This is a genomic window from Gottfriedia sp. ABJ_BB2_2, from assembly GCF_055484705.1.
The window spans coordinates 59,078-71,944 of record NZ_JBVFKR010000002.1 but is presented as its reverse complement, the minus strand read 5'-3'; the positions used below and the strand labels follow the sequence as shown (position 1 = coordinate 71,944).

At 31.2% G+C, this 12,867-nt stretch carries 13 protein-coding genes and 1 pseudogene; 9 read left to right on the top strand and 5 right to left on the bottom strand.

Annotation, left to right across the window (positions count from 1 at the left end; genetic code table 11):
* Positions 1-39: 39 nt before the first annotated feature.
* Positions 40-1,782, bottom strand: a complete 1,743-nt coding sequence (locus ACX6U0_RS05360; RefSeq protein ID WP_464958950.1) for a B12-binding domain-containing radical SAM protein — start codon at positions 1,780-1,782, stop codon at positions 40-42.
* An 815-nt stretch (positions 1,783-2,597) separates the two neighbouring features.
* Here ACX6U0_RS05360 and mtnB point away from each other — a divergent pair.
* From mtnB to ACX6U0_RS05345, 3 genes are all read left to right on the top strand, one after another.
* The gene (gene mtnB / locus ACX6U0_RS05355; protein WP_464958949.1) at positions 2,598-3,233 is read left to right on the top strand and encodes a methylthioribulose 1-phosphate dehydratase; all 636 of its coding nucleotides are present in this window, start codon (positions 2,598-2,600) and stop codon (positions 3,231-3,233) included.
* Between the two features lie 436 nt (positions 3,234-3,669).
* The gene (locus ACX6U0_RS05350) at positions 3,670-3,879 is read left to right on the top strand and encodes an aspartyl-phosphate phosphatase Spo0E family protein (RefSeq protein ID WP_464958948.1); all 210 of its coding nucleotides are present in this window, start codon (positions 3,670-3,672) and stop codon (positions 3,877-3,879) included.
* 51 nt (positions 3,880-3,930) lie between these two features.
* Complete coding sequence (locus ACX6U0_RS05345) at positions 3,931-4,392, top strand: MarR family winged helix-turn-helix transcriptional regulator (RefSeq protein WP_464958947.1); 462 nt, start codon at positions 3,931-3,933, stop codon at positions 4,390-4,392.
* Between the two features lie 20 nt (positions 4,393-4,412).
* Here the strand turns inward: ACX6U0_RS05345 and motB are convergent, their stop codons facing one another.
* Both motB and motA read right to left on the bottom strand, forming a co-directional pair.
* Complete coding sequence (motB, locus tag ACX6U0_RS05340; RefSeq protein ID WP_464958946.1) at positions 4,413-5,168, bottom strand: flagellar motor protein MotB; 756 nt, start codon at positions 5,166-5,168, stop codon at positions 4,413-4,415.
* Entirely contained in the window at positions 5,161-5,949 is a 789-nt protein-coding gene (gene motA, locus ACX6U0_RS05335; protein WP_464959547.1) for a flagellar motor stator protein MotA, read from the bottom strand. Before motA ends, motB begins: the two co-directional genes overlap by 8 nt.
* Before the next feature lie 313 nt (positions 5,950-6,262).
* Between motA and ACX6U0_RS05330 the strand changes: the two genes are divergently transcribed.
* Positions 6,263-7,957 carry a M3 family oligoendopeptidase gene (locus ACX6U0_RS05330; protein ID WP_464958945.1) on the top strand — a complete coding sequence of 565 codons (1,695 nt, stop codon included), beginning with the start codon at positions 6,263-6,265 and terminating at the stop codon, positions 7,955-7,957.
* Positions 7,958-8,000: 43 nt separating this feature from the next.
* Here the strand turns inward: ACX6U0_RS05330 and ACX6U0_RS05325 are convergent.
* Positions 8,001-8,455, bottom strand: a pseudogene (locus tag ACX6U0_RS05325) (efflux RND transporter permease subunit); the annotation flags it as partial.
* Between the two features lie 167 nt (positions 8,456-8,622).
* Here ACX6U0_RS05325 and ACX6U0_RS05320 point away from each other — a divergent pair.
* Positions 8,623-8,733, top strand: coding sequence for a DUF6254 family protein (locus ACX6U0_RS05320; RefSeq protein WP_219732201.1), 111 nt, complete (start codon positions 8,623-8,625; stop codon positions 8,731-8,733).
* A 357-nt stretch (positions 8,734-9,090) separates the two neighbouring features.
* On the opposite strand, the gene ACX6U0_RS05315 is transcribed toward ACX6U0_RS05320, so the two are convergent.
* The gene (locus ACX6U0_RS05315; RefSeq protein WP_069035503.1) at positions 9,091-9,276 is read right to left on the bottom strand and encodes a YkvS family protein; all 186 of its coding nucleotides are present in this window, start codon (positions 9,274-9,276) and stop codon (positions 9,091-9,093) included.
* Between the two features lie 179 nt (positions 9,277-9,455).
* Between ACX6U0_RS05315 and ACX6U0_RS05310 the strand changes: the two genes are divergently transcribed.
* The 4 genes from ACX6U0_RS05310 (at position 9,456) to nrdE (ending at position 12,832) form a co-directional block, all read left to right on the top strand.
* Positions 9,456-9,764, top strand: coding sequence for a hypothetical protein (locus ACX6U0_RS05310; protein ID WP_464958944.1), 309 nt, complete (start codon positions 9,456-9,458; stop codon positions 9,762-9,764).
* An 86-nt stretch (positions 9,765-9,850) separates the two neighbouring features.
* Positions 9,851-10,045, top strand: coding sequence for a hypothetical protein (locus ACX6U0_RS05305; RefSeq protein ID WP_464958943.1), 195 nt, complete (start codon positions 9,851-9,853; stop codon positions 10,043-10,045).
* Positions 10,046-10,401: 356 nt separating this feature from the next.
* Positions 10,402-10,761, top strand: coding sequence for a class Ib ribonucleoside-diphosphate reductase assembly flavoprotein NrdI (gene nrdI / locus ACX6U0_RS05300; protein ID WP_464958942.1), 360 nt, complete (start codon positions 10,402-10,404; stop codon positions 10,759-10,761).
* Positions 10,748-12,832, top strand: a complete 2,085-nt coding sequence (gene nrdE / locus ACX6U0_RS05295) for a class 1b ribonucleoside-diphosphate reductase subunit alpha (RefSeq protein WP_464958941.1) — start codon at positions 10,748-10,750, stop codon at positions 12,830-12,832. The genes nrdI and nrdE overlap by 14 nt, the downstream gene beginning before the upstream one ends.
* Positions 12,833-12,867 lie beyond the last annotated feature (35 nt).

Sequence of the window (12,867 nt, the reverse complement as noted above, 5' to 3'; positions counted from 1 at the left end):
AAAAAGACAATACCAATAAAAATGGTATTGTCCTTATCGTTACACTTCCAAAGTGAAAAATGATGGTTTTAAGGTCTTTGGTGAAAAAAAGACTAACATTGCATATGAACCAGTTCTATATTCATTCGTTTGTAAGAAATGTTCGATATCAAATGAAATTGGTTCAATCATTGTATGTTTGTATAATTCTTTTTCATTTAAGTTAAGTTCTATGAATTCTTGACTTAACCATTCAGGCTGTTCAATTATTTGTTTATATATTCTTTTTGTAAAATCAATGTCAGTATGATCATCCCACCATGGTTTTCGAGGTTTGTATTTATGATTTAAGTAATAGTCTACTTTCATAATATCCTTGGTTAGCTTTACATTCTTAGTTGAATAATGGTTTAAAAACTCATTTAAACGTATAAATAAATCTTCAAGCTGATGACCTATTCGTGACCATCCACGTTCTTCCCAATAAGAGCCAAATAATTGGAAGAAATCAAATGGGCTTTCGAATTCATTTTCGATTAAGTACTCAATTGTATTGTTTGTTCTGTGATCATTCCAATATTTTTCAAGTACGTCCTCTACTTGCTTGATTTTCACGATATCTTCAAAAGATAGAATATTATTACCTAACACCTCGTAAGGAGCATAATCCATATAAACATAGTCATGTTCATGAGCTCTTAAGCGTACACCAGTACCGCGAAGCATTTTTAGGAACCCAAGTTGAAGTTCTTCCGGACGTAATGCAAAAACATCATTAAACGTTTGTCTGAATGAATGATAATCTTCTTCCGGTAAACCTGCAATCAAATCTAAATGTTGATCTATTTTTTCGCCATCTCTAACGAGTGTTACTGTTCGACATAATTTTTCGAAGTTCTGTCTTCTCATGACAAGTTCATTTGTAGCATCATTCGTAGATTGAACACCAATTTCAAATCGGAATAAACCTTTAGGCGCATTTTCATTTAGAAATTCAATTACTTCAGGTCTCATAATATCGCCTGTTATTTCAAATTGAAATACTGTACCTTCAACATGCTCATCAATTAAGAATTGGAACATGTCCATCGCATAGCTTCTACTGATATTAAATGTTCGATCAACAAACTTAAATACTTTTGCACCATTTGCCATTAAATAACGAATGTCATCTTTAATTACTTCACGATTGAAGTAACGAACACCTACTTCAATAGAAGATAAACAAAACTGGCAATTAAATGGACAACCACGACTCGTTTCAATATATTGAATTCTTTTTCCTAGATAAGGTAGATCCTCCTTAAAACGATAAGGCGATGGAATGGTTGTTAAATCTAGTTTTTCAGTTTGAGGTTTAATAATATTTAACCCATCTGCTCTGTAACCAATTCCACTGATTTTTGAAAAATCTTCTCCGTTATCAATCGCTTTAATTAAGTTTTTTACTGTAATTTCGCCTTCCCCAATAACAATTACATCTATTTCCTTTACTCGATCTAACCAGTATTGGACATCATAACTTACTTCAGGTCCACCGATAAAGATTGTTACAGTTGGGTCTATTTTTTTGTACATTTGAATGACTTCAATCGTTTGCTCGATATTCCAAATATAACAACTAAATCCAACTATTTTTGGTTTTTTCTTATATAAATCAGTAATGATATTCATACTTGGATCTTTAATTGTATATTCAGCAAGTTCAATATTATATTCCGGCTGAGCGTAAGCTTTTATATATCGAATTCCTAAATTTGTATGAATATATTTTGCATTTAATGTTGCTAATACGACTTTCATTTACATACCTCGTTTTTTATATTGGCCCCACATCTGTCTTATGCTTTTTGTTTGTAGCGGGTTCATAATTACCATAAGTATTAAACAGTCAAACATTTAGAATAGAGCCTTATTTTTAGTCGTCTTATTTTATCATAAAATGAAAGAATCTCTAAATGTAGATAATGTCAATTTATGAAAGGATGATATGGTTTATTGTTACTTTATGTTAAAACGGAAAAAGACAAAGTTGAATACAACGAAGGTGCGAGACTCCTGTGGGAATAGCGGGAAGGTAGAGACACAAAAGGCGTAGGCATGCCAAAACCACGACGTACTGTCGTAACGCATGAATGTTCCAAATCCTATGGACCCGAGGCTTAACCTTAAGCCCCAAGGAAAGGGAGCATCCTGAAGTAGAAATCACTAACGCATTCATTAATATCAACAGTAAAAAAACAATATTTTTATTACTTGAAAATTTATACAATCAACTACGGAATTATCACATTTGTAACATGATTTCATATAATTTACTAAACACAAAAAAGTTTCCCTAAGGAAAGAAAGGACAAAAATAATGAATCGAAAAATAGTGTTTTTTACAATCTTATGTAATAAATTTGGGGTATTGTCAAAACAAGAAGTAAAAAAAGTATTAAATCAATAGAGCTTATCAAAAAAAGAATATTGATGTAAATTATTGGAGTTTGTTCATTTATTTAGAACTATTGACAATGAAGTTGGATGCATGACATAATTTTAACAAATAGTAAGAATAGTTTGAATCTTTAAAGGCATGCCAATAGATAGTCTAACTAAATGGAGGTGTAAGAATGAGTTTATTCTTAGAACAGTGGAAGAAACTTGCGAATATTAAATGTGACTTGGCAAAGCGGGATTGGTTTTATGGTACTAGTGGGAATTTATCAATGAAAATTTCTGATGATCCATTATTATTCCTTGTAACAGCAGATGAAAAAGATAAAAGAGCGCGTTGTGATGAAGAATTTATTGTAGTTAATAACCAAGGGGAGCCAGTTTTTGATACAGTATTAAAACCCTCCCTTGAAACATTAATTCATGCCAATATTTATGAAAAGACGTCTGCTGCATGTGTGTTACACGTACATACGGTTGACAATAATATAATTTCTGAACTGTTTGGAGATGAAGGGAAAGTAGAACTTGAAAATAATGAAATGATTCATATCGTAACAGGCACTTATGCAAACAATAAAATTACGGTTCCAATCATTGAAAATGCACAGGATATGGAAGCGTTTAAACGCTCCTATACACCATTTTTAATGAATGATTATGGAGCAGTCCTAGTTAGAAACCATGGAATAACTGTTTGGGGAAGAACGCCTCTAGAGACGAAGAAATGGTTGGAAGGAATTGAGTTCCTTATTAGCTTTAAAGTTAAAATGATGATGATACAGGGACATAAAATTAAAGCTGGAAATTAAAATTGTAAAGCTAAAGATGTAATGATGTAGCTCATTATATTTTTAGCTTTTTTATTATATAATGAAAGATATAAAAACTCCGAAAAATTGTAGAGAAATCTGTAAAACCTTTGTTTAAAAAGTATTGAAATTTAATCTAAAATCAACAAACTTCTTTATTTATAATAAAATTTAATGTTTTTTTGAATTTATGGTAAGATTATATCAAATTTAATCAATTTAAGAAGGAATTCGTTGAAAGTCGTCTAATTAATAAATAAGAAGAACTAATATATATAATTGTAGAAAAAAACCTACTAAGTAAGTAAACTTAGTAGGTTTCATCTTGTATCACTTAACTGAATATGAGATAAAATGATGATTAGACAAAAAAATAATTCTTTCTATTATTCAGTATAGTTATTATTAACAATCCTGCGGAAGGGAAATAGTGTAAATGAATGAATCTCAACTCAGCCATTTATTATTATCAATCTCATTAAAAAGAGAAGAAATGGTATTTTTTGCGGAAACTAGAGGTTTGAATGAACAAATTACATTAAGGGCCAGTCAAGAATTAGATGAGCTTATTATTTCATACCAGAAAAACTCGGGGGGATTATCAAGCTGTATATTATCTTCGAAAAACCGTAATATGAAACAATAATACGTTCATAAAATAGATAGAGTATTTAATTGGAATTAAAGGAGTATTAGTATGAATGAGACAAATAGAGATGAAATAGAGCTTTCATTAAAACTATTTATTGTATTATCTCGAGCGCATAGAAAAATAAACGACTCTGCCAATAGATCGATTGCAGAATTTAATCTAAATCCGACTGAATTTGCTGTTTTGGAGCTACTGTACCATAAAGGGAATCAGCCCCTTCAGCATATTGGTGAGAAGATATTAATTGCGAGCGGAAGTATCACTTATGTTGTTGATAAGTTAGAGAAAAAGGGGCTTGTGGTACGAAATCCATGTAGCGCTGACCGAAGAGTTATTTATGCAGAAATTACAGATAGTGGTAATACATTAATGGACGAGATTTTCCCAATACATGAACAATTTTTACATGAACAAATGAGTGACTTGTCAAACGAAGAGAAAAATTTCTTAATTCACTTGTTAAAGAAAATAGGATATCATGAATCAAATGAAAAAAGCTCACTTTAGGTGAGCTTTTTTGATTGTCTTTATTTCGTATTTGGATTCGCGTTACTTGGAAGAACTAAAATTTCAACTCGTCTATTTTTTGCTCTACCTTTATTTGTATGGTTACTTGCAATTGGTTTATATTCTCCGTAACCTTTTGCACTAAATGATTGTGGTTTTAATTTTTTATTTTCTAACATGATTTTCATAAAGTTTACAGCTCGCGTAACACTTAGATCCCAGTTGTCTTGAAATAATTCATTTTTAATTGGGATGTTGTCAGTATGCCCAGAAATAATAACACTTAGAGGCGGGTTTGAAATCAGTAGATTAGAAATTTGTGTTGCAATGCTTCGTTCATTTGTTCGAACAATTGCGCTACCTGAATCAAATAAAACGTCATTCGTAATTGTAATTAATAAGCCTTCATCAGTTAATTGAGTTTTTAGACTGCCTTGAAGTTTACTATTCTTAATGTATTGGTCTACCTTTTCTTTTACTTCTTGTAGTTCTTTTTGAGTAGTTTCTCCATTACCTTTATTATCTTTTTCATTTGAATTCCCTTTTGTATTTTCTTGAGGGATTGTTTCAGCCGGGTAATTCATAACGCCAGTCCCACCATTGAAAATGGTTGTAAAGGAATCAGAGATTTGTTTAAACTTAGTTGCATCAACACTACTTGAAGCAAAAAGAACGATAAATAGTGCTAGTAATAAAGTTAGTAAGTCCGCGTAAGGAATTAACCAACTTTCATCAATATGCTCCTCGTGATCCTCATGTTTTTTCTTTTTACTCATCAGCTTTCTCTCCTGAGTTGATTAACATACGCTCTTTAATAGGTAAGTAAACTGCTAATTTTTGTTCTATTAATCGAGGAGGTTGACCTTCTAGTACTGATAAAATACCTTCAATCATAATTTCTTTTCTTTTAACTTCAGCTTTAGATTTTCGCTTTAACTTATTTGCAAAAGGATGCCATAAAACATATCCAGTGAAAATACCCATTAATGTTGCAACGAAAGCAGCTGCGATTGCATGTCCTAATAAATCAGTGTCACTTAAATTACCAAGAGCGGCAATTAATCCGATTACTGCTCCTAAAACTCCAAGTGTTGGGGCATATGTTCCTGCTTGTGTAAAAATTAAAGCACCAGCGTGATGACGTTCTTTCATTGCATCTATTTCTTCGTCAAGGACATCTCTAATATATTCTGGCGATTGTCCATCTATTGCTAATGTTAAGCCTGACTTTAAGAATGTATCTTCAATTTCATTTAATTTTGCTTCTAATGCTAAAAGTCCATCTCTTCTAGCTACAACAGCTAAATCAGAAAATAATTGGATTACATCTAAAACACTTTCTTTTTCTTCTTTACCAAATAAAATTTTAAATAATGCAGGTACTCTTTTTAATTCACTCATAGGAAATGCGATTGCTACTGCTGCAATTGTTCCAAGAATGATAATTAAGATGGCTGCTGGGTTCGCTAAAACAGCAGGCGAAACTCCTTTTAAAACCATCCCAACTCCAACTGCAATAAATCCTAATATGATACCTATAACCGAGCTTTTATCCATAGTCCCCAAAATTCCTCTCTCTATTAAATCTTTATGTTAGTTGTAGAATCATGTCAGTAAATCTGTTTTATTGTATAAAAATGTTACTTTTCATTTAGATTTATTGTAAATATTCAAATATAAAACGAAAAGGTCATATAGTATCATTTTTTTTACAACAAAACTCATCCTCTATATTACTATCGGATAAAATTAATACTTATCTAGTCATACGTTAATAATTTTAAATTTTCAGAAATTAGTTTAAGTTTTGGTTTTTTTACTAGACTTTTTTTTATATAATAGCAATATCACACAAAATGGAGGGATAATCATGAGTTTTAAAGATTACCAATACATTCGACCAAATATAAATAATTTTGGAGAAACGTTTAAAAAACGATTACAAGATTTTTATGATGCTTCAACAGTTTTTGAACAAGAGTTAGCAATGAATGAAATTAATGACTTAAGAAATGAATTTTCTACAATGGAAAATATTTGTGCAATTCGTCATTCTATTGATACGAATGATAAATTCTACGAAGAAGAGCAAGCATTTTTTGATGAAAATACGCCAATTGTTCAATCCTATGGCCAACAATATTATAAAGCCTTGATCAGTTCACCATTTAGAGAGCAACTAGAAGAAAAATATGGACAGCAATTATTTTCATTAGCAGAATGTGAAGTGAAAATTTTAAGTGAAGAGGTAATCCCAGATTTACAAGAAGAAAATAAATTAACGACCGAATACGGTAAATTAGTAGCTGCAGCAAAACTACCTTTCTATGGAGAAGTAAAAACATTAGCACAAATTTCAGCTCATTTCGAGGATAAGGACCGAGAAGTAAGAAAAGTTGCTTATGATACATACTTTGGTTATTTCTCAGAAAATCAGGATAAATTTGATTTGATTTTTGATAAATTAGTAAAAATACGTTCGAGTATAGCAAATAAACTTGGCTTCTCTAACTTTGTTGAATTAGCATACGCTCGTATGTTAAGAACAGATTATAATGCAAGCGATGTGAAAAAGTTTAGAGACCAAGTTTATGACACGATTGTACCAATTGCTACTGAATTAAGAGAGCGTCAAGCAAAGAGAATTGGTGTCGATCAGCTTTACTATTTTGATGATAAATTCGAGTTTGTAACAGGGAATGCAACTCCAAAAGGTAGTCCAGAGTGGATTATTGAAAACGGTAAAAAAATGTATGATGAGCTATCAAAAGAAACAAGTGAATTTTTCCAATTCATGCTTGATGAAGATTTATTAGATTTAGTTGCGAAAGAAGGTAAGCAGGGAGGAGGATATTGTACTTATATCCCAAACCACAAAGCACCTTATATCTTTTCTAACTTTAATGGAACTTCGGGAGATATCGATGTTTTAACACATGAAGCTGGCCACGCTTTCCAAGTTTACGAGAGTCGTAAGTTTAATACGCCAGAGTATTACTGGCCAACATACGAAGCTTGTGAAATCCACTCAATGAGTATGGAATTCTTTACTTGGCCATGGCAAGAAAATTTCTTTAAAGAGGATACTGAGAAATATTACTTTACTCACTTAAGTAGTGCCGTTACATTTATTAGTTATGGTGTTGCAGTTGACGAATTCCAACATGCAATCTATGAAAAACCAGAATTAACACCAGAGGAAAGACATAGTCTTTGGAAAGAACTAGAATCCAAATATTTACCGCATCGCGTAAATGATGGCAATAGCTATTTAGAAAAAGGTGGCTTATGGCAAAGACAAGGTCACATTTATCAATCACCATTCTATTACATCGATTATACTTTAGCTCAAATTTGTGCATTACAATTCTGGAATAAAATGCATGAAGATCGAGATGCAGCTTGGTCAGACTATGTTGGCTTATGTCAATTAGGTGGCAGTAAATCATTCTTAGGTTTAGTAAATGAAGCAAACCTAGAATCACCGTTTAATGAAGGATGTATTGAAACAACATTAGCACCGGTTAAAAAATGGTTAGATGGAGTTAATGATCATAACCTATAATAGGAAAAATCCGATTCGCACTTTGGAATCGGATTTTTTTTTGTAAACCACCTATTACTGTAATCGCTCCTTTTGAGATTAAATTCCCGTTGAAGTTGTCAGTGCTAATGGTAATAATGCTGCAATTGTAGCAAATGCTGTCATCAAAATCGGACGAAGTCGTGTTTTACCACCTTCAATAATAGCCTCACGAATAGGCAATTGTTTTTGATCAATATTTTGACTGATTCGATCAACTAATACAATTGCATTTGTCGTAACGATACCAATTAACATTAACAAACCAATCATTACACTAATTGACAATGGCTCACTGGCAATAAACAGAGCAACAAACGATCCTATCGGAACAAAAACTAATGCAGAGAGAATGATAAAAGGAATTCTAGCCTTACCAAAAGCAATTAACATGGTTAAATATACTAATCCGATAGCTACACCCATTGCAACTCCTAAATCCTTAAAGGTTTGCATTGTATCATCACTACCGCCACCACCTTAGGTGAACCAGCAAAAAACATAACATCATGTAATCTAGACATTACCTATTTTAAAACGCTATTTTCACATATGAATTTTGCATAAAATATGTAAAAGTGAAAATTACATATTTTATGCAATTTAGTGAAAGGATAAAAAACGAAATTACTTAAGGGGGTGGAATGATGACAAAATCAAAAAGTGAAAAAGAACGTTTTTGGAATGAAAGAAAAACGAACCAACAACCACATGAGAAAGTAAAATCTTTTAAAGAATTGGACAAAGAAACGAAATAGTAGAGAATTGCTCCTTTCAATTTTTTTAGTTTGCTTCATGTCCGAATTCTGAAAATTTTATCCAATTTACTCACATTAACAAATGTAATCATAAAAAAAAGTCCCGTGATGCACACGGGACTTAAGGATGATTTGAAAAGCTTATTATTCTACAATTTTCAAAAAAATGTAGAAGTATGTATTTAGATGGAAAGTATTGTTTCTATTAATTTTTGTCATTCTCTAAATTACAACAAAGCTTTACAATTTATTATTTGTTTAGCTAGTCTTTACAAGACGTAGCAACATCAGATTCATATTAAATTTAAACGTTACATTTCCAAGATATCCACTTGTCGAACGTCTTCTATTGATTATTTATTCTGCGGTTCTGACAATTTTATAGTTTTTATGGTTTACGACTGTTAACGGTTCCATTTCTAAATCTCTAAAGTTTTCCATTATTGAAATGTCTACTATGACAGAATTTTTATTCACTTTTTGAACTCTTCCTTTTAACCCTTGTTTAAACTCAATGATATTTCCAGCTTCTGCAATTTTCATGAGCGTATCTCCTATTAAAAAAGTTTTCATTTTACACCTTCTATAATGCATGAAAACGCTTTAAAGGTAAAGAGAAAATTCGATTTTTTTTACAATTTTGTCAATTTTAATGCAAAAATATGTTTAAAAATTACAAGAAGGGTAAAAAATGGATGTAGCACTTTTTGGAGGTTAGTTTGTTGAAGAAATGGATTGAGGATATTCCGTATGATTTAGAAGAAGAAATAAAAGAATTTGTTGGCAATAATACTTTGATTGGTGATCCATTTTTATTTTTTGATCAGATCATTGTCATTCCATTTTTTGAAATGCTCGTTCTACTAGGAGAGGGACATGCAAACGTTCAATTTGATTGTCTCGGTACTGGGTTAGAATTAATACCAAAAGCATTTTTAGTAGTAATAGATGGAGAAAGTGAAGTCATTTTAGTGAAGAATGACGATTCTAAGTTATTTGTCACCGAGAAAATATTAGATGTAACAATTTAGTTTTCATATAGTAACATCTTTGATAATGTTAGATGGGAGCTTTTAAACCGTAATCAAGATTAGATCTATTATTAAAGGGTGAGAATATGGAACAAAATGATATGTTGAATGCTATTGAGCAACTTATAAACGGTGAAATTAAACAAATCTTTATTAGTAAAGGAGATTTTTTAACCTTTAGACAAATTATTGTAAATCGAGAGGACTTTAAACATTTCCGAGGAATTGCTCAACATGGTGGAGATGTAATTTATACATATATAGAAGAAGCTAGAAGTTAACAAATATTTAAAAATATATAACTTTTTAAGAATTACTCATGTAACCACGTGCAAAAAAAAAAAGTTTTTTTGACTTTTTTGTTGTTTTGCAAGGTGTTATTGAGTATTTTTTTTATGTTTTTCGGTATGGTTCAATTGACAAAAAAATCGTTTTACACTTTATTGCACTCTTCTCCATAATTTGTTAAATTTCTCTTATTGTTTCATTATGAGTGAGTTTGTCGAAATGTTTATTTTTATATTTAGGAAACTATATATTGTGTTTGTTCTAAAAAGGTAATACAATATGTAGGTATATAACATGAGATTTTTCAATATTCATAAAATATTCTTACATATTAAATGAGGGTGATCCTATGGTGATAGTTTACAGTTCAATGACAGGCAATGTTAAGCGTTTTGTCAATAAAATTAGAATGCCGTCAATTCAAATAAAAGATGGACTAAAAATCGAAGAACCTTATATTCTTGTAACCTATACTACTGGATTTGGAAGTGTTCCAGACAATGTACATCATTTTTTGGAAAAAAATTCTAATTACCTAAGAGCAGTAAGTGCAAGTGGCAATAGAAACTGGGGAGATTCATTTGCAGCCAGTGCAGATAAAATTGCCAAAACATATAACGTACCGATCTTGTCAAAATTCGAAATGTCAGGGACAAGTCGTGATATACAATATTTTCTTGAGGGAGTGGAAAAGCTTGAGACATATTGAGCTAAATAATGAATTAACAATTAAAAAAGATGGTTTTTTTGATCTTGAAAAAGATAAAGAAGCGCTACTTTGTTTCTTAAAAGAAGTAGAAGATAGAAGAATACAATTTTCTTCTGTTAAAGAACGCTTACAATATATGACTCAAGAAAACTATTATTATCAAGTAGAATTAGAATACTCCCTAACAGAGATTGAAAGAATGTATGAACTAGTTTATCAAGCTGGATTTACTTTCCAATCATATATGGCAGCTTCTAAATTCTTTAAAGACTATGCATTAAAAACAAACGATGGAAAGTATTATTTAGAAGGATATGAAGATCGAATTGCAATCGTTGCTCTCTATTTAGGAAGAGGCAACATTGATAAAGCGTTAAACTTGGCGAAAATGATGATTCAACAAAACTATCAACCTGCTACTCCGACGTTCTTAAATGCTGGAAGAAGTAGAAGAGGGGAAATGGTTTCATGTTTTCTGCTTGAAATGGATGATAGTTTAAACTCTATCGGTTTTCAAATTAATACAGCAATGCAGCTTTCAAAAATTGGCGGTGGCGTTGCACTGAATTTATCTAAGCTTAGAGCACGTGGAGAACAAATCAAAGAAATTGATAACGCTGCAAGTGGTGTTGTTCCTGTAATGAAGCTATTAGAAGATTCATTCTCATATGCAAACCAGCTTGGCCAACGTAAAGGTGCTGGTGCAACATATTTAAATATTTTCCACTGGGACGTAATTGAGTTTCTTGATACGAAAAAAATTAACGCCGATGAGAAAAGCCGAATTCAATCTTTATCGATTGGCTTAATTGTTCCAAATAAATTCTTTGAACTTGCCGAAAAAAATGAGCCATTCTATGTATTCGCTCCATATACGGTTTACAAAGAATATGGCATTCATTTAGATGATATTGATATAGATGAAAAATACGATGAACTTTTAAATAACGATAAAATCAAAAAGAAAAAACTTGATTTATCAGCTCGTGATTTATTAGTTAAAATAGCTGCTATTCAACTTGAATCTGGTTATCCATATTTAATGTATAAGACAAATGCGAACGACCAGCATGCTTTAAAAGATATTGGCGAAATTAAAATGTCAAACCTATGTACAGAAATTTTTCAATTACAAGAAACATCTGAGATCAACAATTATGGTTCAGAGGATGTTATTAATCGCGATGTTAACTGTAACTTAGGTTCATTAAATATCGTCAATGTAATGGAAAATAAAGCAATTAGAGAGTCAGTTCATGTAGGAATTGAAGCATTAACAGCAGTATCTGATATGACTGAAATTGAAAATGCACCTACTGTTAAAAAAGCAAATGATGAACTTCATTCAGTTGGCTTAGGTGCAATGAATTTACATGGATATTTTGCAAAGAATGGAATTGCTTATGAAAGTGAAGAAGCAAAGGACTTTGCACGTACATTCTTTATGATGATGAACTATTACTCAATAGAGAAAAGTATGTTTATTGCAAAAGAAACTGGAAAAACATTTAAAGACTTTGAGAAAAGTGAATACGCAAAGGGTACTTATTTTGATAAGTACAAAACACAATCTTTTGAACCGAAAACAGAAAAAGTGAAAGAATTATTTAATGGAATTTATATTCCAAATGAATTTGATTGGGTTACATTAAGTAAGCAAGTACAAGCATATGGTTTATACAACAGCTACCGCTTAGCAATAGCTCCTACACAATCAATTAGCTACATTCAAAACGCTACTTCTTCAGTTATGCCAATTGTAAATGTAATTGAATCTAGAACTTATGCAAATTCAACAACTTATTATCCAATGCCTTATTTATCACAAAAGAGCTTCTGGTATTACAAATCAGCTTACGATATAAATCAATACAAATTAATCGATCTGATTGCTGAAATTCAACAACATATTGATCAAGGTATCAGCTCGATCTTATATGTAAATAGTGATATTTCAACTCGAGAACTAGCAAGATATTATATTTATGCTAATAAAAAAGGCTTGAAAAGTTTATATTATACGCGTACAAGAAAATTGAGTGTGGAAGAGTGTATAAGCTGCTCAGTCTGATCAATCGTCAAAGCGCAAATTATATAGAAAATAGA

What these genes read in the sequence shown, in the direction of transcription:
- motA (WP_464959547.1), bottom strand. Translation starts at nt 5,949, where the DNA reads ATGGATAAAAGCTCGGTTATAGGTATCATATTAGGATTTATTGCAGTT.
- ACX6U0_RS05345 (WP_464958947.1), top strand. Translation starts at nt 3,931, where the DNA reads ATGAATGAGACAAATAGAGATGAAATAGAGCTTTCATTAAAACTATTT.
- ACX6U0_RS05320 (WP_219732201.1), top strand. Translation starts at nt 8,623, where the DNA reads ATGACAAAATCAAAAAGTGAAAAAGAACGTTTTTGGAATGAAAGAAAA.
- motB (WP_464958946.1), bottom strand. Translation starts at nt 5,168, where the DNA reads ATGAGTAAAAAGAAAAAACATGAGGATCACGAGGAGCATATTGATGAA.
- ACX6U0_RS05305 (WP_464958943.1), top strand. Translation starts at nt 9,851, where the DNA reads ATGGAACAAAATGATATGTTGAATGCTATTGAGCAACTTATAAACGGT.
- nrdI (WP_464958942.1), top strand. Translation starts at nt 10,402, where the DNA reads ATGGTGATAGTTTACAGTTCAATGACAGGCAATGTTAAGCGTTTTGTC.
- ACX6U0_RS05330 (WP_464958945.1), top strand. Translation starts at nt 6,263, where the DNA reads ATGAGTTTTAAAGATTACCAATACATTCGACCAAATATAAATAATTTT.
- ACX6U0_RS05350 (WP_464958948.1), top strand. Translation starts at nt 3,670, where the DNA reads ATGAATGAATCTCAACTCAGCCATTTATTATTATCAATCTCATTAAAA.
- ACX6U0_RS05315 (WP_069035503.1), bottom strand. Translation starts at nt 9,276, where the DNA reads ATGAAAATTGCAGAAGCTGGAAATATCATTGAGTTTAAACAAGGGTTA.
- mtnB (WP_464958949.1), top strand. Translation starts at nt 2,598, where the DNA reads ATGAGTTTATTCTTAGAACAGTGGAAGAAACTTGCGAATATTAAATGT.
- ACX6U0_RS05360 (WP_464958950.1), bottom strand. Translation starts at nt 1,782, where the DNA reads ATGAAAGTCGTATTAGCAACATTAAATGCAAAATATATTCATACAAAT.